Consider the following 20,801-nt stretch of genomic DNA (forward strand, 5'->3'; position numbering starts at 1 on the left):
TTTTCTTTGATAAATCGGCTGCAAATTTACAAAATCAGGTTAAAGGCAGAATATTTTTTGCATATTTGTCCGAAAAAATACGATTCATGAGCGACGAAAAAATCATCTTTTCTATGGCAGGGGTAAACAAAATTTATCCCCCACAGAAGCAAGTACTCAAAAACATTTACCTCTCCTTTTTCTATGGCGCCAAGATTGGTGTCTTGGGTCTCAATGGTTCAGGAAAGTCGTCGCTACTAAGAATCATTGCCGGAATTGACAAAGAGTATCAAGGCGAAGTAGTTTCTTCTAGTGAGTACAGTGTAGGACTGCTTGAGCAAGAACCACAGCTTGACGCCTCAAAAACTGTCAAGCAAGTCGTAGAAGAGGGCGTTCAGGAAATTGTGGACTTACTTCAGCAATTCGAAGACATCAACGCCAAATTTGCAGATTCTGAAGTGCTTGACAATCCAGATGCCATGGATAAGTTGATACAAGATCAAGCTGTGGTTCAAGAAAAATTGGACGTAGCTAATGCCTGGGAACTGGATAGCAGATTAGAAAGGGCAATGGATGCACTACGTACCCCACCTGCTGATGCCAAAATAGAAAACCTTTCAGGGGGTGAAAAAAGAAGAGTTGCACTCTGTCGTTTGCTGCTACAAGAGCCAGATGTACTCTTGCTGGATGAACCTACCAACCACTTGGATGCCGAATCTGTCCTCTGGCTGGAACAACACTTGAATCAATATAAAGGCACTGTAATCGCAGTTACTCACGATAGATACTTTCTCGACAATGTGGCGGGTTGGATTTTGGAACTGGATCGTGGTGAAGGCATTCCGTGGAAAGGCAACTACTCTTCTTGGTTGGATCAAAAGCAAAAACGATTAGCTCAAGAGGAAAAAACAGAATCAAAAAGACAGAAGACCCTGGAGCGGGAACTTGAATGGGTACGTATGACGCCTAAAGGTCGTCAGGCCAAAGGGAAAGCCAGACTAGCAGCTTATGATAAGCTGGCCGGCCAGGATGCTTCTGAAAGAGAAAGCAAACTGGAGCTTTACATCCCACCAGGGCCAAGGTTGGGAGAAAAGGTAATTGAGGTGGAAGGTGTGTCGAAAGCATTTGGAGACAAATTACTCTACGAAAATCTTACCTTCTCACTCCCCCAAGCAGGGATTGTAGGTATTGTAGGGCCGAATGGAGCAGGTAAGACTACCCTGTTCAATATGATAACTGGCAAAGAAAAACCAAACAGTGGTACGTTTGACATTGGGTCTACAGTGCAAATCGCCTATGTAGATCAGGAGCATGATGATCTTGATCCCAATAAGTCCGTTTGGGAAGTGATTTCTGAAGGCAATGAATTGATTGAATTAGGAGGTAAACAAATGAACTCCCGAGCTTATGTAAGTAAGTTCAATTTTGGTGGGTCAGACCAAGGTAAAAAAGTAAGTGCACTATCTGGTGGTGAACGAAACCGTGTACACCTTGCCATGACACTGAAGCAGGGTGCCAACTTACTCCTACTCGATGAGCCTACTAATGACTTGGATGTCAACACACTTAGGGCTCTGGAAGAAGCGTTAGAAAATTTTGCAGGGTGTGCGGTAATCATTAGCCACGACAGATGGTTTTTGGACAGAGTGTGTACGCATACGTTAGCTTTTGAAGGAGACAGTCAGGTATATTTCTTTGATGGCCCTTTCTCGGCGTATGAAGAAAACAGATTGAAGCGACAAGGCCATGTAGAGCCTAAGCGTATCAAGTATAAAAAATTGCAGTAGCAATCTATATAGCACCATGCTAAGCATGGTGCTATATCTCACATTCACCCAATCTTATATTGCTAAAACCAAGTTATTTGGCCATATTTAAAGTATGCGCCTTTACTTGTTCATTCTTACGTTATTCGTTCTTCTTTCACAGAGCGTCTTGGCCGATTCTTGGCGTCAAGCTCAAGAAGATCAAAAAGCCGAACTTGATCTTCTTTGGTATACTTCTATCCCCTTTGTTCATTACAATTCAAAACAAGAATTGGTTGGCTTGGAGTATGAGATTTTTGAGACTTTTGAGGAATACATTCGAGAAAAGCATGCCATTGATTTAAAACTCAACTGGATACAAGCAGAAAGTTTTAGAGGAATCCTTGACACTGTGGCCATATCTACAGACCACAATCTTATAGGTGTATCTGCTTTCTCTATCACAGAAGAACGACAGCAATACTTAAAATTTACCGACTCCTATCTTCCAGACATTACCGTACTAGTTTCTAGTCAGGGTACACCTATAGTACGTCAGCTCGAAGATGTAAATAGCTTGATGAGAGATATGACGGCAGTAACCATAGCTGGTACTACATACGAGACTTTTTTGCTAAACATGAGAGAAGAGCTAGGTATGAATTTTGAAATTAAATACATCCATAGTGACAAAAATGTACTTGACCACATCAGCAAATTTGACAACATGTTTGCCTTCATTGATCTACCCATTTACCTCATGTGGATCAAAGATGGACGAGATCTTACTCGTCAAAATTTCTTTACCATCAGGGGTATAGGTTATGGATTTATTATGCCTCTAGACAGTGATTGGTATATTCCTTTCAATTCATTCCTAGGGGATAAAGATTACAAATCAAAAATTGCAACCATCATATCTAAATATCTTGGAAATGAGCTCTATCAGTTCATTGACAACTCCTATGACCGCGAGCAGCTAGGTACATACATATTGACCAAAGAGAAAGAAATCCAATTGGCATTGATCAAAAATGCCAATTTGAAATTGGAGGAAGAAAAAGCTTACAAGCGAATATTAATTCTTGGCATTGGTGTAGTACTGATGTTTTTGATCATCATCATGTATCTCTTCTACAACAATCAGAAGACCACAAAGTTGATCATAAAGCAAAAAGATCAGATTGAATTGCAACAGAAAGACATAAGTCAAAAGAATGAACAAATGATGAATCGGAACGCTCAATTGCTGGCATTAAATGAAGATAAAAATAATCTGGTAAGCATTTTGGCTCATGACCTTAGGTCACCACTGAACAATATTCTGGGATTATCTGGAATTATGATCAAAGACAACAAAAATTTGGACGAAGAGCAAAAAGACTATCTAGACAAGATAAGTCTTACTGCCAATGGAATGAACCAAATGATCACTAAAATCCTCGACCCAAGTACGCTGGAAGGCAACCACAAGGCCATATTAAAGGAAGAGGTCAATATTGCTCAGCTAATGGATGACCTATCCTCTAGATATCTACCTGCAGCAACTAACAAAAACATTGAGCTACAGGTTGAAACACCAAAAAACAGGCTGACCATAGAAACAGATCACATGTTGTTATTTCTTGTATTAGAAAATCTGCTTTCTAATGCAGTGAAGTTTTCCCCACAGGACACCAAGGTGACGCTGAATGTGAATAAAACAGATGGACATATAATTTTCAAAGTGAGTGATCAGGGACCTGGATTTACGGATGAAGATAAGAGTCTGGTATTCCAACGTTTTCAAAAATTGAGTGCTGAGCCTACTGGCAATGAATCTTCTACTGGTCTTGGGTTGTCTATTGTTAAAAAATATGTAAAGGATTTGGGAGGCAAAGTCTGGCTTGAGTCCGAAGAAGGCAATGGAAGCACATTTTTCGTCAAGTTAAATGCTTAATTCGTCCAACACAGTTTGCGTATCCATAATTTCTGCAAATTCCCCTTGCAACGTCGCCAATGTTGTCAGATGAATTACTTCAGCCTCATACCTCTCACCTGCGATCCCAACCTTATTAAAAGCCGCAGTTGCGTCTGATACGACAGTGACCTGATATCCCAAATTTGCGGCCATTCGTGCTGAGGTTGATACACAATGCTCAGTAGTAAGCCCTACTATGATCAGCTGGTCTATCTGTTCCACGTCAAGCAGCCCCTTCAGATTGGTACCCACAAAGGCACTATTTACATTCTTTTCTATCACAGGCTCATCATCAATTGGTGCAACCATTGATTTAATCTGATTGCCAGATTTAGATGGGTGTAAAGGAGATTCTGGATTAGTAGAATTGTGCCTGACATGAAAAATCGGCCACTTATTTTCTCTAAACAAGTTTAATATTTTACTACAGTTAGCCTCTGCATTGGGGTTATTTCTTTGGCCACCATAAAACTCTACTTCATCGAGCCCATTTTGAATATCTATAAGGAGAAGTGCTTTGTTAGTCATAGTCAAGTTTAGGTTTACAAATCAATTCAAATATGAATTGGTGAAAATGCAAACTGCTCATTACGAGAAATTTGCCTACAATAAGTAGTTAATTCACTAAATTGAAGTTAAACAAACTTAAAATTTACCAATGAAACTATTAAACTTGATGATTTGTGCCTTGCTAGTGCTAGGTGCCTGTCAACCACCCCAAGACAATACGGCTAATGAAGCCTTTGAGGCAAACTCCAAAATCATTATGGCCTATATTGAAGGCTATCAGTCCGAAAATCTGGATTATGACGCCTGGTATGCAGATGATGTTTTGATTAGAGGTACTTCCTTTGGGGCGCCTGATTCACTCGGAATCGAAGATTTAAAAGCTCAGGATAAAGAATTTTTAGCAAGCTTTGACCTAGAATTGATGACAGACCCAGTCCTTCTGCCAGGTGTGAATGTGGATACCAAAAAAGCAGATGGTTCTGTGCGCTATTATGGTGATTGGAAAATGATTCTACAAGCAACTGATTCCACTGAAGAAAAATCGGTGGTTGTGAAACTTTACGAGTCTTTTGATTTTAATGAAGAAGGAAAAATTGTATTTCAACAATCCTATGGAGACATTTCAGCTGCCTACGAATACATAATGGAGGACGATGACGAAATGGAAAATGATATGGACGAAGAAATGTAATTGACTAAACTGACAAAAGCCATTGAGTTTTGATCAAACCCAATGGCTTTTATATTTACCTATTAGTCATAATAGTTCAGCACGAGATCAAGTAATTTACCATAGCTAGCATCTCCGCTCAAATGAGCCATATAGCTAAAAGCCCGAACCGTTTTTTCCACATCTACCCGTTTCTCAATACCACCCAATGATTCCCCACCAGGGTAAACTCTGGAATTGCCTTCTGTAGAAATCTCCCCTGTTTCAAGTATACGCGAAGCCTGCCAATTGACAGCGCATGTGATTACTTCGGCCAATCGCTCTCTCAAATCGGTATGATTTGGAGAATTCAATAACGTAAATAATTCAAAACCTAACTTAACAGATACACCATTATAACTGGAATCCCACCCTCCTGCTTCCAGGAAATACCCTTCAGGTTGGTGACTGTGGAAGACTTGCTGAGTCAGTGGCAAAGCCAATGAAACCGCTTCTGGGTCTTTCACATGTCCTGCCAGCGTGTAAAGCGCCAAAACATCATACAACAGTCGATTGGGTGCCATTCCATCATGCTGTTCTAGTTCCTCTATGTTCGCTTTCAGGAAGGTCAACAAAAGTGCAATTTTAGCATTTAAACCGTCAATGTTCAATTTGGCCGAATGATCCTCAGGCAACTGCTGATACCAGTCAGATTCATAGAGCATAACCAAACTTATGCCAACTGCATACCCAAAAAACGCAGTTCCGCTCAATAGATTTCCTGCAAGCGAGGACTGATCAGCAGGCTGATCAGGAGGCAGTACAAACTCAAAATCCCCTGCTTCAGTTTGGTGATCAAATGAATAACTAAGATTGAGCACGAACAGGTTGAGCACTTCCTCATCCTGATTCCTAATTGCATATTCTACCAAATAGGTCATGGGCAATTGAAACCGGACATGCAAGTAGCCATTTTTATTCCTACCCAAAGCCCCCTCTGCATTCGGCTCTTCTATAAAAGTGTTGACTACCAATTCAGGTACAGCCTCCACAAGATCCGCATAGGTTTGATGGGTTGAAAGTTCTGTAGATTCACATGACCCACTGCTGGTATCGTGATCATCACAAGCACTTGTCAATAGAATAAGGATAGAAAAAAAATATGCTGCTGGTCTCATAAATGCAAATTTATAAACAATCTGATTATCCATAAATCAGTCTGGCCAAATCCATTAGTTGTACAAAAACACAACTAATTATTTTATTTCTTGTATAATTGTACAACAAACTTTAAAAACTATGAAAGGAGAACATTTAGGTGAATTAGAAGAATTAGTTCTGCTGACCATAGGCTCTCTATATGAAGAAGCCTATGCCGTAGCCATTCTCGAAGAAATCAAGAAAAACACCAATCGGAAAATGGATGTAACTGCTGTGCATTCCGTACTGAGGCGACTTGAAAAAAAAGGCTATGCTCAATCAGAAATGGGCGGAGCTACGACCGATCGAGGTGGTAGACGCAAGCGCTTTTTTGTACTGACCCAAGTGGGAAGGAAAATCCTGGATGACACCATGGAACTCAGAGTAGCACTATATAACAAAATGCCAAAACTCGCCTTTGCAGGAATCCAATGAAACCTCAACCACCCAAATGGGCCGATCGGTTTTTAGCTTGGTATTGTCACCCTGACTTACTCGAAGATTTGCAGGGAGATCTCTATGAAATTTTCCAGCAAAAACAACAGGAGGGCCAAACTACCAAAGCCAAATATCTCTATATATGGTTGGTGCTTCGCTCCTTTCGACTATCAGCCTTAAAAGAAAATCAAAAACTCAAAAACTCATTTTTTACTATGACTAGAAACAATTTAAAAATCGCCATTAGGGTGCTTTGGAGAGACAAGTTCAATAGCGCTATCAATTTGCTCGGCCTGACGCTTGGCATTACGTGTTTCCTGCTTTTAGGACTATATGTAAAGCAAGAAGTCTCCTATGATCATTTTCACAGTAAAAAGGATCGCATCTACAGAAGCTGGTTAAAAGAAGATTATGGAGATGGACGCGAATTTTTCAATTCACACACCCCCCTGCGTTTCGAATTGCTATTCGAAGATAATTTTCCAGAAGTCGAGCGTTCGGTACAATATATAGCTAATAATTTTCTAGTCGGCCGTGATGAAAATCGAATTGATGAAGAAATAGCATTGATCAGTCCTGATTTTTTGGAAGTCTTTGATTTCCAACTCATCAATGGGGACAAATCCACCTTCTTACCATCCAGAGATCATATAGCTATTTCATCGAGCTATGCTAAAAAATACTTTGGGATGGAGAACCCAATGGGAAAAACACTCCCAGTGACGGTAGATTCATTGACCAGGGACTTGGTGGTATCGGCCGTTTTTGAAGATCTTCCAATAGAATCAGGTATACGATTTGATATGGCTATCTCCACAGAGAACTGTCGCAGGATCTATGGTGAACGACTATTCACAGCATGGTTCAACATCATCCCCGAAACTTATGTATTGCTAAAAGAAGGAACTAACATATCCTCAATAGAAAATAAGATGCAGGATGTGGTAATGAGTCTGATGGGCGACGCCACCTACGGAGATCAAGAAATGCAACGTGATCAGTATAATATCGGTTTTCAACCACTCACAGATATTCATTTGAATCCAGACGTCCCACTGGGGAATGTTCCAGTAGGCAACCCTCAATATGTGATGATACTAGGTGCAATCGGTCTATTAGTCTTGATTATGGCATGCGTGAATTACACCACACTATCTGCAGGCCAATCGCTGAAAAGATCCAAAGAAGTGGGTATGCGCAAGGTGCTGGGTGCCTCGAAGCGTACATTAATTTATCAGTATTTGAGCGAGAGCCTTGTATTGGCCATTGTAGCTATGTCCATTGGTACTGTGATTACCTTTTTCCTAATCCCCACCTTCAATGCGCTCACAGGTACAGAAATCTTTTTTCAATTCGAATGGTGGCATATTGGCGTGTACTTAGCTTTAGGGCTAATTATTGGTTTTGTTGCTGGCAGCTATCCGGCTATCATTATCACAGCTTTCAAAACCATCCATATTATCAATGGAAGTAATCAATCCACTGGCAAGTTAGCAGCACGCAAAGGCCTGGTAGTTCTTCAGTTTTTGGTGACTGTATTTTTAATCAGTACAGTTCTTATTATGCAAAAGCAAGTCGACTTTTTGATGGATAAGAACCTAGGGTATGATTACAAAGCCGTGATCTCAGCTCAACTCCCTGTGGATCAGAACGGCCGAGGCATACTGCATGCCATAACTTCAGGGATGGAAAATGGCCAATTAATCAAATCCCAATTGAAAAAGCACCCTCAAGTCTCCAAAATCGCAATTGGCAATCATCTTTTTGGTTCAAATGGCTGGACACACGTAGCATTCAATGATGACAAGGGTGATTTCAAATGGTTTCGCCTATTAGTGGTCAACCCCGAATATCTCAGTGCATTTAATATTAAACCTGTTCAGGGCAGAGATTTTGAAATTGGAAATGGATTGGATCAAAGACAGTCTATCCTGATTAATAAAAGTGCGGCCAAGTACTTTGGGTTAGAAAATCCCATTGGCGACAAACTTCCAGGAGCCGAATTTGGTGAACACCAAATTATAGGTGTGGTAGATGATTTCCATTATTCTTCCTTGCATTCTGAGGTTGAACCTTTGGTAATCGTGCAAAACATATTGCCTATTTTTAAAGGCGTTACAGATGCTGATATAAAAGATTCTTATGTTCCAAAAATCGTATTCACCTATAGTGGCACCTACCTACATGATGCCATAGAAATACTGGAAAAAGAATGGAAAGCTACATTTTCTGACGAAGCGCCAAACTTCGAGTTTATAGATGATCGGATCAGTAGACAATATGAAAGCGAAGCGCGTCTCAAAAAATTAATTGTTATTGCTACTGTTCTTTCAATTTTAATTGCAGGACTTGGTCTGTTTGGGTTGATCATGCTTGTATCCAATAGCAAAATCAAAGAAATAGGCATACGAAAAGTAATGGGCGCTTCTCCATTGTCCATATTCAGATTACTGATCAAGGGATTTGTCTTTCAATTGTTGCTAGCCATTCTGCTATCTATTCCACTGACCCTTTACCTGATTAATCAATGGTTGGAGAATTTTGCTTATCGAATAGATATCCCCAGTATGCCCTTCATATTGAGCGGGCTTGCAACCTTTGCTATCGCTGCGGTTGTAGTGGCATATCATGCTATCAAGGCCTCTAGCGTAAACCCAATTGAATCGCTTAGGGTAGAATGAAATAAAAAAGTCAGCCTTCAGTAGGTGGCTTCTCATAGCTTATCCTTCTGACGGGCTGACTTAACTTATAACCTCAAACCTAACTTTTAATGCACCACTATTTTATGCATGACTTTAGCATCTCCCTGACGGAAAAACACCATATAGATGCCCTTTTGCCAGTTTCCGACAAAAATGGATAGCTGAGTAAACGTCTCCTTAACCTCATATATGGTATGACCTGACAGATCTATTATTTCCAATTGGGAAGTGCTACCGTCAAATTGTTGTTGTGTAATGTTTAAATATTCTGAAACAGGATTTGGGTATATTTTCAAAAGATCAACTGTCTTGAATTCTTTCACCTTCCCTAATTCTTTAACTGTATTAACCTGCTGGTTTTGCGCTGAAAGTCCATCTGACCAAATTAACAATCCAAATAGCGCAATCATTTTAATTCTCTTCATAATCTCAAGTCCCTTTTCATGAATACAACGGAGTAACTCACCCGCACCCTACCTTAGTATCCCACCCAAACCAAAATTGTTCCAAAAATTAAGTGGAAGTGCTTTTCATCTCTTGCAAGGTGATTATATTTGGAAACTAATACCCAGCAAAACTATGAATCAACCCTCTGTTTGTGAAGAGCAGTCATTTTCGCGGTTACACCAAGCTCATGAGGTTCCTTTAAGAAATTTTTTATTCTATCGCTTTGGAAGTTTAGAAAAGGCCAAAGATTGTGCACAAGAAGCTTTTATCAGATTGTGGAATAATTGTAGCAAAGTGGCCTTTGATAAAGCTAAGAGTTTCCTATTCACTACAGCCAACCGCATATTTCTAGACGATACGGCTCATCAAAAAGTGATCCTCAAATTTGAAAAAAGGAGTGATACAAGCGAAGCACAATTGGAAACCAACCCTGAGTTTCTCTATCAGGTAGACGAATTCAAGGAACAACTGGAGTCTGTGGTATCCAACCTACCAGAAAAGCAGCGCGTAGTTTTCTTAATGAGTAGAATAGACAAAATGAAAAATCAAGAAATCGCAGATGCTCTTGAGATTTCGGTAAAAACAGTGGAGAAACACATTACTTCTTCACTAAAATCAATTCGAGCCGATTTAGATGTATTAAATCATTTTTCGATATAGGTAGGGTTTATGGGTTGCTTATCGTCATAGGTTTAGAAAAATAAAAAAGTCATGGAAAACAATCACACAGATAAAGATGCAATACTCGCTCAGTGGCTGAATGGAGACATTTCTGCCGACGAAGCCAAGAAGCATCTGTCAAATGATGAATTCCTGAAGTATACACAAATCGTACAAGAAGTAGATGATTGGGTTCCAAATCAGGACACCACCATTTTTGATGTTCAGAAAGTGCTCAGTACTAAAAAGGAGGCCAAGGTAATTACAATGTCTACCTGGAAATATGTCTCAGTAGCTGCTGCCGTTTTATTGATGCTCTTTACTGGGCCCCTGCTCTATCGCTCCATCACTACAGTCTCTTACAAAACTGCCTATGGGGAAACACGAGTCATTGACCTTCCAGATGGGACTTCCACCCTTTATTTGAGTGCAAACTCAAGAGTAAAGTGGAAAAAGAAGGATTGGAAAGATGGTAATAGGAAGTTAGTACTAGAGGGTAAAGCTTATCTTGAGGTGCCTCAAAAGGGAAGTTTTGATGTCGTTACCTCTGAAGGGACTGTATCCGTTTTGGGCACCAGATTTACTGTATACCAAATGGAGCAAGCCCTACATGCTGTTTGTTACGAAGGACGTGTACGAGCCACAGCTACCAAAGGAAAATCAGTGGAACTTAACAAAGGTGAAGCTAGTCTATTACTTGATGGATTATGGAGTGCCAAACAATTGTTTGACATCCAGTATCCCGAGTGGATAAAAGATAATATTGCATTTGACAACGCGCCATTGAAGCAAGTACTCAACGAATTAGAGTCAAATTTCGGCATTGCTGTTGAGCTAGGAAATGTTAATCTCGCCAGACGGTTTACAGGATCTATCCCTAAAAGCAATCTAGACCAATCTCTTAAAATAATTTTTCCTGCGCTTGGGATAAGTTATCGACTTGAAGACAATACCCTATATTTGTCTGAGTAAGAGAGAAAAGTTATTATGCGGCATTTATTATTAGTCACATGCTTAATGTGCATAGGGGTTGGTGTGTTGAGCGCACAACAAAAACTACCCTTCCTCAAGGCAGTACAGCAATATGAAAAAGAACTAGATGCTAGTTTCTCATACGATCCAGCCGTATTTGGCCACATTCAAAAAGAATTTAGCAGCAATAAGAGTCTGGCTGAGTTTATTACTGAAGCTCAGGCTCAACTTCCAGTGCGTATCGAACGGGTTGGGGAAAATTATTACACACTTGTACTAGTAGAAAGTACTTATGAACTCACGCTCACAGATTCCTTAGCATCTACACCCATCAACCCGCCATTTTTTGTTTTGATCAATTCCAACCCAACGGATATTCAACTAGAAAATGATAAGGCAACTTTTACATACAAACCAAACCGCTCAGAAACGGTAATAGCTTACGCTCCAGGCTATGAGAAAAAAATATTACCTTTTGAGTATCTGCTCAATCATAAGACATTGGATATCAGCTTAATGACGCAGACCTATTTATTGAATGACGTCATGATAGAAGATTTCATCACCAAGGGCATCAACATGGATCCTTCCAATCAAAAAATTTCTATCAAAGTCAAAGATCTTCCCCTGCTACCTGGTGAAACAGACGGTGACATATTTGCCTCGCTTGCCGCACTCCCAGGCATCACCACCCCAGATGGTCGCCCAGGCAATTTATTCATACGCGGAACGGCACCTGATCAGTCTCTCATTTTGTTTGACAATATTCCAATGTACCATCGTGGACATTATTTTGGCACCATATCGCCATATAACCAAAAAATTGTAAATGAAGTAGAGGTTTTCCGGAGCGGATATCACCCTAGAGTTGGTGGACGGGTCGGAGGTGCAGTCTTTATCAATACAGAAGATAATATAGACAATGAGTCGAGCTATGGATTTGGTGCAAATACACTATATGCGCTAGGCTATGCCAAGACAACTCTGACAAACAAAAAAGCATCTTTGGTTTTAGGCGCAAGACATTCCTACCCAACAGCAGTCAGATCTCCAAAACTCAATGCCATTACCGAATCTGTGTTTGCGGCTACGGGCATATCTGATGACGAAGGTAATATCGGCACTGATGTGGACGTAACATTTCAGGACTATCACGCCAAACTGATCGCCATGCCCAATGACAAAAATAAAATCACGGTCTCAGGGATTTATAGCAGCTCTGATCTAAGCTATAAGCTCATAATGGGAGCTGCCCTGAACCAAATAGAAGGAATCAATTTTGAAAATTATGGTGTAAATACAGAATGGAAATGTGAAATCAATCCTAATTGGTCAACTTCAATTATAAATACACTGGGTAACTATACCTACTCTAGTGGCTCACCCACTCCTATGGGGGAGACGAAGGGAGAAAATACGATTAAAGATTATAATGCCAGATTCGAATTATCAAATTCTAATCAACCTTCACACGATCTTCAGTTAGGAGTAGACTATAAATTACAGTCCTCACAATTGAAATACAATAATACGACTGATGGCATTATAAATAATAGTGCAGAAACTGTCTTTAGAGATGACAAATACCAAGCACATACTATATCTCCTTTTGCAAACTTTAGTTGGTTTACCCAGCAGTTCAGTTTACAATTAGGACTTAGAGGGAGTTTCTATAGTCCTAAACAAGCATTCTACTTGTCTCCCAGAGTGCAGGGCAACTATACTGTCAATCCCTGGCTAAATATTAAAGCCTCTGCAGGTCGCTATCATCAGTTTCTCAGTCAGGTTCGAAATCTTCAAATCGGTGTAGGCGGATTTGACAATGCCATGTGGCAACTAGCAACCAATGAGCAGGGTAATGTAATTTCTGGTTCTCAATACATGGCAGGCTTTATGATCAATCAAGACCAATGGCTTTTTGATACTGAGGTTTTTTACAAAACAGCTAATAATGTCACCTATTACGAAAATTTATTTCTAGATAATACCAGTGAATATTTTACGGCAGATAATATCCTTTATGGGATTGACACCTATGTAAGAAAAAGCTTCAATGAAGCTACAACTGCCTGGGTAGGCTATTCCTATGGAGACTCAAAGATTACCTTAGATACGACTAATCAGACTACCTATAAGTCCAAGTATGTCCAACCTCACGTCGTATATGTGGGTTCAGCATTTCAAAAAGACAGGTGGAAACTATCTGGAGTTTGGAAATATGGGTCAGGACTAAATGCGCAGTCTCTGGAAATTGCCTATGCTCAGGTCATTTATGAACGTGCGCAGGCCAATCGACCACCTGGAGCACCAAGAGCCCCAGATCCATTCGCAGAGGTACCTGAGCGATACCCTAATGTTCATTCTTTAGACTTGTCTGCCTCTTATAAAATTCCCTTTACTAACGAAAGGCCTTGGTCAGCCAGTTTTGGGTTATCTGTTATAAACGTATTTGACACTAAAAATCTAATAGACCGAGCCTTCAGAGGCAATCCTCCACCCCCAAAATGGGTAGACAGAAATGCACTGGGATTTGCTCCTAACTTGATGGTGATGATTGAGTGGTGAGGAGTCTATTACCCTTCTGTTCGTGCATAATTAGTAAGTGAAATCATATCAGTATATAGGCATCATATTTGATTACCTTGTGTTTGCTGTGAATAAGTACTTGAAAGTTTAATCGCGTAGACCTATGGCCATTCTAAAAAAAACCATCTGCTATGTATGGATAGTCCTCATTGCTTTAGTCTGTGATACAGCCACACTAGCAAGCAATCTCACCTGGAAACAGGCACAAGAACAAAAAGCTGGCATAGTGGCTATTCAGTACAAATTGAACGAACCTTTCCTGATGTCTACCCATGGTGAATTAGAAGGGCTTGAGTATGAAATGATGGCTGGGTTTCAACGGTATTTGGCTAATCAGTACGGGGTACATATCCAATACCACTGGATAGAATGGAATACCCTGTCAGAGATATTCAATCAAATACAAACCAAAGAACACGCTGGCGACATTGGTCTGGATATCATCTCATGGACTGCAGATCGTGAGCGAAATGTAAAATTTTCAGATCCTTATTTTCCAGATTTTCAAGTACTCGTTACTCATCGTTCCAATCCATCAATTCTTCATGAAGACGAATTTAACGATCCCTACAACGCCTATACTGCTATTTCAGTCTTAGGTACAACCTACGATCAAAACCTAAAAAAAATTAGAAAGCAAGGATCGCACTTTGATATTAGATATATCGAACAAAGCACTCAGATTATCGAGGAAATTGTATCTGCTCCCAAAAGTTTTGGCTATAGTGATCTCACCAGATACTTACTGGCTCTTAATAATGATTCTCCCATAAAACGGCTGAATGCCTATGCCGTCAGGGGCCACGGGCTAGGCGTCATTTTCAATAAGGACTCTGACTGGGATATGCCGTTCAATGAATATTTGAAAAGTGACGAATTCAACAAAATAAAGCAAAACAGTATTCGACGATATCTTGGATCTGAATTTATTGATTTTATGAAAAACCTATCGAATCATCAGAATGAGGAAATGGTACTCTTGATGCAAGAAAAGATGTTTATGGATGAAGAAATCCAGAGAAGTAAGATAGAGGCCGAACAGCAAGAAAAAATCAAGGTCATACTTATTATTGCTATCTCGTTTACATTTCTCACGGCCTTTTTTCTATTCAACAGAAGCAAAATCAAATCCAATGCCAACAAGTTGCTCCTTTCTCATCAAAAACTCATTGAACAAAAAAATGAATTGCTCAGCGAACGCAATCAAGAGTTGATAGATATCAACAATGAAAAGAATAGCTATATACATATACTTTCTCATGATCTGCGCGCACCCATCAACAACATCAATAGCATATCAAAGCTACTGAAGGATGCCCAACTCTCTCCTGATGAAGTAAAAATGCTAGATCACATAACCAATGAATCTAAAAGATTGAGTGATATGGTCACTCGGATATTGGATGTAGAGCGTATTGAATCGCAGCAATTGGAAGAATTTAAAGAAGTAAATTTATCTGAGTGTCTTCAAGAAATTGCAACAAATTTTTCACAGGCCGCCACAGACAAACAAATCACTATTCATACTGAAATTGTACCTAATATGTACATTTCGGGCATTGACGCTTATGTCTTTCACATATTTGACAACCTCATGTCCAACGCCATCAAATTCACTCCTCACAAGAAGAACATTCATTTTTCGACCAGTTCCAATGAGCACCAGGTAGTAGTAAAGTTGCGAGACGAAGGGCCTGGACTATCCGAAGAAGACCAAGGAAATATGTTCAAAAAATTCCAAACTTTGTCGGCCAAACCTACGGATGGAGAAGCTTCTAATGGCATTGGGCTCTCCATTGTACACAAGTATGTGAATATTTTGAACGCAAAGCTCGCATGCGAATCAGAGTTGAACATGGGTACTACCTTCATTGTTACTTTCGACAAAGTTTCTGATTAGAAAGCAAAAAAGACCACAAGAGTGGCCTTTCAATTTCATCCTTGTGAACTGTTCTTAATAGGCTCTTACAGTCACCCCTTTCATGAAGTTGACAAAGGACTTGTTCACCACTCTGTTGCCTCCTACAGTCGGGAAGTTGCCAGTGAAATACCAGTCTCCTCTGTGATCAGGGCAAGCCTTATGCAAGTTGTCCACGGATTGGAAAATAACCTCCAGCTCAGCTTTCATGCCTTTCGGCCGAACAATGTCAGTGATTTTTGCAGACACTTGATCGGCTGTAAATGGCTTATACAATTCCAACACATGATTAGGAGCCTCTGGATTACCATCAGACTCCTCGCACTTCGCCAATACTTCTTCCAGCAAGTACGACTTGTCGTTTTCTTCAAGCAATTCAAGCACAGCACGGAAGGCCACAAAGTCCTTCATTTTGCTCATATCAATACCGTAACAATCCGGGAATCGGATTTGTGGAGCGGAAGATACAATCACAATTTTCTTAGGATCCAATTTGTCGAGCAAGGTCAAAATACTCTTCTCTAACGTAGTCCCTCTAACAATCGAATCATCTATGATTACCAAATTGTCAACCCCTTTATTGACAACCTCATACGTGGTGTCGTACACATTAGCTACCAGCTCATCACGGGACGAATCATCCGCAATGAAGGTACGGAGTTTGGCGTCTTTGATCACCATTTTTTCCACTCTTGGGCGGAATGACAGAACCTCTTCTAAATCGCCATTATGCGGCTTGCCCTCTATGATGATCTCCTTACGTTTTGCAACTAAATATTCGTCCAATCCACTCATCAGGCCTAAAAAAGCTGTTTCTGCTGAGTTTGGAATAAAAGAAAATATAGTGTTTTTCAGATCAAAATTAACAGATTGAAGTACTTTGGGTACTAGCAACTCTCCCAGTTTTTTTCTTTCGCGATAGATATCTGGATCAGAACTTCTTGAGAAGTAAATTCTTTCGAAACTGCATGATTTCTTTGGCAGCATATCTATAAACTGCTCCTCAGAAAACGAACCATCCTGATTAATGATCAAGGCGTGACCTGGCGTAATTTCCTTAATGTCTTCGTAGGCACAATTGGTAGCTGTCTTTATGGCCGGCTTTTCAGATGCTACAATCACCACCTCTTCATCTGCATAATAATAGGCTGGACGAATACCTGCAGGATCACGCGCTACAAATGATGCACCATGCCCTACCATGCCCGCCATCGTATATCCACCATCAAAATCTTTGCATGATTTTTTCAGGATATTGATCATAGAGAGCTCTTCTTCTATTTTCCTGGTAATGTCCTTGTTGGACAATTTGAATTTGTGCTTATCAAAAATTTCTTGATTTTCTTCATCCAAAAAGTGGCCGATTTTTTCCATGACAGTCACGGTATCAGTTTTTTCTTTTGGATTCTGACCTAAAGATATGAGGATGTCAAATAGCTCATCCACATTGGTCATATTAAAGTTGCCAGCGACCACAAGGTTTCTAGAACGCCAATTGTTCTGTCGCAAGAAGGGGTGGCAGCTTTCTATACTATTTTTACCATGTGTACCATAGCGAAGGTGTCCTAACCATACTTCCCCAGTAAATCCGTAATTCTTTTTTAACCACTGTTCATCGTGGAAATTTTCTTTACCTCCTTCTTTTAGCGCTTTCCCGAATTTCTTACCGACCTTATCAAAAATCTTTTGTAGCGAATTGGCATCTATAGATCGGTATCGACTGATGTACCTGTAGCCTGGCTCAAGCCCAAGTTTGATGTTGGCAATACCAGCTCCATCCTGACCTCTATTCTGCATTTTCTTCATCAGAAGAAGCAGTTTATTGGCGCCATATAGGGGCGTGTTGTACTTGTCAATGTAGTATTGAAGGGGTTTTCTCAAACGGAGGTGCGCTATCCCGCACTCGTGTTTAATAGGGTCGCTCATATCACTTCTTAAAGGGCAAAGTTAAACTGATTAATTACGTTCAGCAATAGGTCGGCTTTAAAGAATAATAATAAAACTAGGAACACGATGATAAACACAATAGTGCCATCTTTTAGAGAAAAAATTATTTCTTGTTTAGTATCGCCAGAATGAACCAGCAAATAGTATGGTATTTTCAGATAATAAAATAGTGATATAGCAGTATTCAAAAGCCCCAATCCAAATAGCCAAAGCAAATATTGATGTCCTTCTGTTTGATAATATTCCCATAGGGCGGTAAACATCAAGAGCTTTGAAGTGAAACCTCCAGTTGGCGGAAGCCCAGCCAGTGCAATCATAATAATGACAGCAAATACTCCCAACCAAGGCGATGTCCTTCCCAATCCACTCAAGTCTTTAATTTTTTCAAAACCTTGTTTTTGAAATAAGTCTATCAAATAGAATGCACCCAGATTCATAAAGGCATAAACAATGGCATAAAACAGCATGGATTGGATGCCAAAGGCAGTTCCTATAACAACTCCAATGATCAGCATACCCGAGTGGGCAATTGAAGAGTATGCCATCATACGTTTGGCATTGGTCTGATTGAGTGCGGAGAGATTGCCAATAAACATACTCAATATGGCCAAGCCTGAAAATATCATTTTCCAGTCAAAATCAATTTGACTCAAATGTGTGTGAAGCACAAATTGCCCAAAGAAAATAAGCACGGCTACTTTTGGCAAAATGGAGATATAAGCCACCACAGGTGTTGGGCCAGCCTCATACACGTCTGGTGACCATATATGCATGGGTGCCAATGACAGCTTGAACCAAATACCTACAAAAAAAAGCACCAAGGCTAGTGGCAACCACAGCCCTAGTTCAGGTTGCTGGCCTATAAAAACACCTATTTGATCAATTTGTAAACTACCTGTTAATCCATAGATGAGCGAAAGTCCATAGAGCATTAAGCCACTCGACATGGCGCCAAAAAGGAGATATTTTATGCTCGCTTCAAATCCCTTTCTATCAAAATTGAAATTGATCAATATATAAGAAGTGATAGAAATTAACTCAAGAGAAAGGTAAAACAACAACAGATGATTGACTTCGATCAGCAACATAGACCCTAGCAGAATCATCAGAAGCAAGAAATGATATTCTCCCTTTTTTAGTAGGCTCTCCCCATTCGGGAAAAGCAAAATAAAGCCGGTCACTACAATGAAAAATGGCTTGGCCAACCCTGAGATTTGAGACAAAGACAATAGGCCGTTAAAATAAGTCCCGTAACTGGGCGAGACGGAAACTGACAATGAAATCATGCCCAATAGAAAAAGGCTAAAGACGGTTTTAGTAGATGCTTCTTTGTCTTTTACTATCAACTGCAGGATGATCAAAATAAAACTACCCACTATCAAAGTGACCTCTGGGAGTAAAACTCCAAAGTCACCCAAAATGGTTTCTATCTGATTGTTCAATGAACCTAAACTCATCGCACAACTGCTTTAATAACTTCTAGATTTAATTCGCCCTGTGTGTGCACATACTCTACAAACCCCATGATGGTCTCATTGGCCAAGTCGAGCAATAGATTTGGAAATATTCCAAACAAAAGGGCCAATATCACCAATGGAATAATCATGATCAGTTCACGAGCATTCAGGTCTGGCAATGACCAGCTTTCTTGTCTCACCCAATATTTTCCAAAAAACATGCGTTGGATTGTCCAGAGGAAATAAGCCGCACCCAATACCAGCCCTAACAATCCTAGTATTGGCATGAATGTGTCTATTATCGTTCCGTTGATGGCTCCATCAAAAGCCCCTACAAGTACTAGAAATTCTGCAATAAACCCTGAGAAACCAGGCAGGCCCAGTGCTGCAAAGAAGGAAATAATCACAGCTACACTGTACCAAGGCATTTTGCCAGCCAATCCACTATAATTGGCAATCATACGATCCCCTGTTCTATCATAAAGCACACCCGCCATCAAGAAGAGCAAAGCGGAAATGATGCCATGACTGAACATTTGAAACAATGCGCCTGCACTTCCTTCCACTGTTAGCGCTGCCATACCTAGCATCACAAATCCCATGTGAGAGACTGATGAGTAGGCAATTAGTCTTTTAAGGTCAGTTTGAGCCATTGCAACTAAAGCTGCATATACAATGGCGATTACTCCAATCAGAGCAATCCACCAACCATATTCGATCGCTCCATCTGGGAAGATGGTGTAGCCAATTCGATAAAACCCATAACCTCCTATTTTCAAAAGTATGCCAGCCAGCACCACAGAAATAGGCGTAGGTGCCTCTACGTGTGCGTCTGGCAACCAAGTGTGCACAGGCACTGCTGGTAGTTTGATAGCAAAGCCAATAATTAATAATATAAATGCCCAGGCTCTGTAAGTCAATCCAAGCAGTAAACCATCAAAATCCAATGCTAACAAAGAACCAGGAATGAAATTTTCAGGATTCATCATTTTCATGATATCAAAAGTGTGAACCGTGGAGTCTGGGTTTTGCACAACAGAAAGACTGAGGCCAATCATCACCATCAATATTAGCAGTGATCCCACAAGGGTATAAATGAAAAACTTGATAGATGCGTACGCCCTTCTTTTTCCTCCCCATATACCAATCAAGAAATACATTGGCAAGAGCATAAACTCAAAGAACAGGTAAAAAAGAAAGAAATCCAGAGCTACAAAACACCCAATCACACTGGAACTGAGCACCATGTAGAGTAGATAATACCCTTTAATGTTTTGCTTGATGCTCCAAGAAGAAATGACGCCAATAAATAAAACAATGGCCGACAAGAGCACCAAAGCTAAACTCAATCCATCCACACCTACATAGTACTGAATCAGTAAGCTCCCAAAAGAACCCACGTTCAATTGTATCCAATCCAATTGCTGAGTGAACTGCAAACTATTTACTCCATAGCCCGTCACACTTTTATCAAAAGAACAAACCAATACAACTGAAAGGACGGTCACCACAGCAAGAGCACCAAGGGCTACCCATTTGTATAAATGGCCTTGTGATTTGGGTACGATCAGCATCACTGCAGCTGCAATGAGCGGAATAAAGACCAACCAGGAAAGTAAATGATCCATTAC

The 20,801-nt window shown here is 40.2% G+C and carries 15 protein-coding genes; 9 read left to right on the top strand and 6 right to left on the bottom strand.

What is annotated here, in order from left to right; genetic code table 11:
* Window positions 1-86 precede the first annotated feature (86 nt).
* Window positions 87-1,766, top strand: a complete 1,680-nt coding sequence (gene ettA / locus B9A58_RS06450) for an energy-dependent translational throttle protein EttA (protein WP_084371584.1) — start codon at window positions 87-89, stop codon at window positions 1,764-1,766.
* A 94-nt stretch (window positions 1,767-1,860) separates the two neighbouring features.
* Window positions 1,861-3,663 (top strand): ATP-binding protein, encoded by a 1,803-nt coding sequence (locus tag B9A58_RS06455; protein WP_084371585.1) that lies wholly within the window; start codon window positions 1,861-1,863, stop codon window positions 3,661-3,663.
* Here B9A58_RS06455 and B9A58_RS06460 read toward each other — a convergent pair.
* Complete coding sequence (locus tag B9A58_RS06460; RefSeq protein WP_084371586.1) at window positions 3,652-4,212, bottom strand: cysteine hydrolase family protein; 561 nt, start codon at window positions 4,210-4,212, stop codon at window positions 3,652-3,654. The genes B9A58_RS06455 and B9A58_RS06460 overlap by 12 nt on opposite strands.
* Before the next feature lie 130 nt (window positions 4,213-4,342).
* Between B9A58_RS06460 and B9A58_RS06465 the strand changes: the two genes are divergently transcribed.
* Entirely contained in the window at window positions 4,343-4,885 is a 543-nt protein-coding gene (locus B9A58_RS06465; RefSeq protein ID WP_084371587.1) for an RING finger protein, read from the top strand.
* A 62-nt stretch (window positions 4,886-4,947) separates the two neighbouring features.
* On the opposite strand, the gene B9A58_RS06470 is transcribed toward B9A58_RS06465, so the two are convergent.
* Window positions 4,948-6,021 (bottom strand): hypothetical protein, encoded by a 1,074-nt coding sequence (locus B9A58_RS06470; RefSeq protein ID WP_139793766.1) that lies wholly within the window; start codon window positions 6,019-6,021, stop codon window positions 4,948-4,950.
* Window positions 6,022-6,142: 121 nt separating this feature from the next.
* Here B9A58_RS06470 and B9A58_RS06475 point away from each other — a divergent pair, with 121 nt between their 5' ends.
* On the top strand, window positions 6,143-6,478 hold the full coding sequence (locus B9A58_RS06475; RefSeq protein ID WP_084371589.1) for a PadR family transcriptional regulator: 336 nt from the start codon (window positions 6,143-6,145) through the stop codon (window positions 6,476-6,478).
* A complete protein-coding gene (locus B9A58_RS06480) occupies window positions 6,475-9,162 on the top strand; it encodes an ABC transporter permease (RefSeq protein ID WP_084371590.1) in 2,688 nt (895 codons plus the stop codon). Before B9A58_RS06475 ends, B9A58_RS06480 begins: the two co-directional genes overlap by 4 nt.
* Window positions 9,163-9,248: 86 nt before the next feature.
* Here the strand turns inward: B9A58_RS06480 and B9A58_RS06485 are convergent, their stop codons facing one another.
* A complete protein-coding gene (locus B9A58_RS06485; protein ID WP_084371591.1) occupies window positions 9,249-9,608 on the bottom strand; it encodes a T9SS type A sorting domain-containing protein in 360 nt (119 codons plus the stop codon).
* A gap of 154 nt (window positions 9,609-9,762) precedes the next feature.
* Between B9A58_RS06485 and B9A58_RS06490 the strand changes: the two genes are divergently transcribed.
* The 4 genes from B9A58_RS06490 to B9A58_RS06505 all read left to right on the top strand — a co-directional run bounded on the left by B9A58_RS06490 (window position 9,763) and on the right by B9A58_RS06505 (window position 15,748).
* Window positions 9,763-10,290 carry an RNA polymerase sigma factor gene (locus B9A58_RS06490; RefSeq protein WP_084371592.1) on the top strand — a complete coding sequence of 176 codons (528 nt, stop codon included), beginning with the start codon at window positions 9,763-9,765 and terminating at the stop codon, window positions 10,288-10,290.
* Window positions 10,291-10,341: 51 nt separating this feature from the next.
* Window positions 10,342-11,262 carry a FecR family protein gene (locus tag B9A58_RS06495; protein WP_084371593.1) on the top strand — a complete coding sequence of 307 codons (921 nt, stop codon included), beginning with the start codon at window positions 10,342-10,344 and terminating at the stop codon, window positions 11,260-11,262.
* 45 nt (window positions 11,263-11,307) lie between these two features.
* Window positions 11,308-13,827, top strand: coding sequence for a TonB-dependent receptor plug domain-containing protein (locus B9A58_RS06500; protein ID WP_176214699.1), 2,520 nt, complete (start codon window positions 11,308-11,310; stop codon window positions 13,825-13,827).
* Between the two features lie 124 nt (window positions 13,828-13,951).
* Entirely contained in the window at window positions 13,952-15,748 is a 1,797-nt protein-coding gene (locus B9A58_RS06505) for an ATP-binding protein (RefSeq protein WP_084371595.1), read from the top strand.
* A gap of 54 nt (window positions 15,749-15,802) precedes the next feature.
* On the opposite strand, the gene B9A58_RS06510 is transcribed toward B9A58_RS06505, so the two are convergent.
* Genes B9A58_RS06510 through B9A58_RS06520 form a run of 3 tightly spaced genes read right to left on the bottom strand, consistent with a single transcriptional unit; the run spans window position 15,803 to window position 20,798 of the window.
* Entirely contained in the window at window positions 15,803-17,692 is a 1,890-nt protein-coding gene (locus B9A58_RS06510; protein ID WP_084371596.1) for an amidophosphoribosyltransferase, read from the bottom strand.
* 8 nt (window positions 17,693-17,700) lie between these two features.
* On the bottom strand, window positions 17,701-19,170 hold the full coding sequence (locus tag B9A58_RS06515) for an NADH-quinone oxidoreductase subunit N (RefSeq protein ID WP_084371597.1): 1,470 nt from the start codon (window positions 19,168-19,170) through the stop codon (window positions 17,701-17,703).
* Entirely contained in the window at window positions 19,167-20,798 is a 1,632-nt protein-coding gene (locus tag B9A58_RS06520; RefSeq protein ID WP_245827001.1) for a complex I subunit 4 family protein, read from the bottom strand. The genes B9A58_RS06515 and B9A58_RS06520 overlap by 4 nt, the downstream gene beginning before the upstream one ends.
* Window positions 20,799-20,801: the final 3 nt, after the last annotated feature.

It is taken from the genome of Reichenbachiella faecimaris (genome assembly GCF_900176375.1).
GTDB lineage: Bacteria > Bacteroidota > Bacteroidia > Cytophagales > Cyclobacteriaceae > Reichenbachiella > Reichenbachiella faecimaris.

What these genes read in the sequence shown, in the direction of transcription:
- B9A58_RS06520 (WP_245827001.1), bottom strand. Translation starts at nt 20,798, where the DNA reads ATGGATCATTTACTTTCCTGGTTGGTCTTTATTCCGCTCATTGCAGCT.
- B9A58_RS06480 (WP_084371590.1), top strand. Translation starts at nt 6,475, where the DNA reads ATGAAACCTCAACCACCCAAATGGGCCGATCGGTTTTTAGCTTGGTAT.
- B9A58_RS06455 (WP_084371585.1), top strand. Translation starts at nt 1,861, where the DNA reads ATGCGCCTTTACTTGTTCATTCTTACGTTATTCGTTCTTCTTTCACAG.
- B9A58_RS06475 (WP_084371589.1), top strand. Translation starts at nt 6,143, where the DNA reads ATGAAAGGAGAACATTTAGGTGAATTAGAAGAATTAGTTCTGCTGACC.
- B9A58_RS06510 (WP_084371596.1), bottom strand. Translation starts at nt 17,692, where the DNA reads ATGAGCGACCCTATTAAACACGAGTGCGGGATAGCGCACCTCCGTTTG.
- B9A58_RS06505 (WP_084371595.1), top strand. Translation starts at nt 13,952, where the DNA reads ATGGCCATTCTAAAAAAAACCATCTGCTATGTATGGATAGTCCTCATT.
- B9A58_RS06460 (WP_084371586.1), bottom strand. Translation starts at nt 4,212, where the DNA reads ATGACTAACAAAGCACTTCTCCTTATAGATATTCAAAATGGGCTCGAT.
- B9A58_RS06490 (WP_084371592.1), top strand. Translation starts at nt 9,763, where the DNA reads ATGAATCAACCCTCTGTTTGTGAAGAGCAGTCATTTTCGCGGTTACAC.
- B9A58_RS06485 (WP_084371591.1), bottom strand. Translation starts at nt 9,608, where the DNA reads ATGAAGAGAATTAAAATGATTGCGCTATTTGGATTGTTAATTTGGTCA.
- B9A58_RS06470 (WP_139793766.1), bottom strand. Translation starts at nt 6,021, where the DNA reads ATGAGACCAGCAGCATATTTTTTTTCTATCCTTATTCTATTGACAAGT.
- B9A58_RS06465 (WP_084371587.1), top strand. Translation starts at nt 4,343, where the DNA reads ATGAAACTATTAAACTTGATGATTTGTGCCTTGCTAGTGCTAGGTGCC.
- B9A58_RS06500 (WP_176214699.1), top strand. Translation starts at nt 11,308, where the DNA reads ATGTGCATAGGGGTTGGTGTGTTGAGCGCACAACAAAAACTACCCTTC.
- B9A58_RS06515 (WP_084371597.1), bottom strand. Translation starts at nt 19,170, where the DNA reads ATGAGTTTAGGTTCATTGAACAATCAGATAGAAACCATTTTGGGTGAC.
- B9A58_RS06495 (WP_084371593.1), top strand. Translation starts at nt 10,342, where the DNA reads ATGGAAAACAATCACACAGATAAAGATGCAATACTCGCTCAGTGGCTG.
- ettA (WP_084371584.1), top strand. Translation starts at nt 87, where the DNA reads ATGAGCGACGAAAAAATCATCTTTTCTATGGCAGGGGTAAACAAAATT.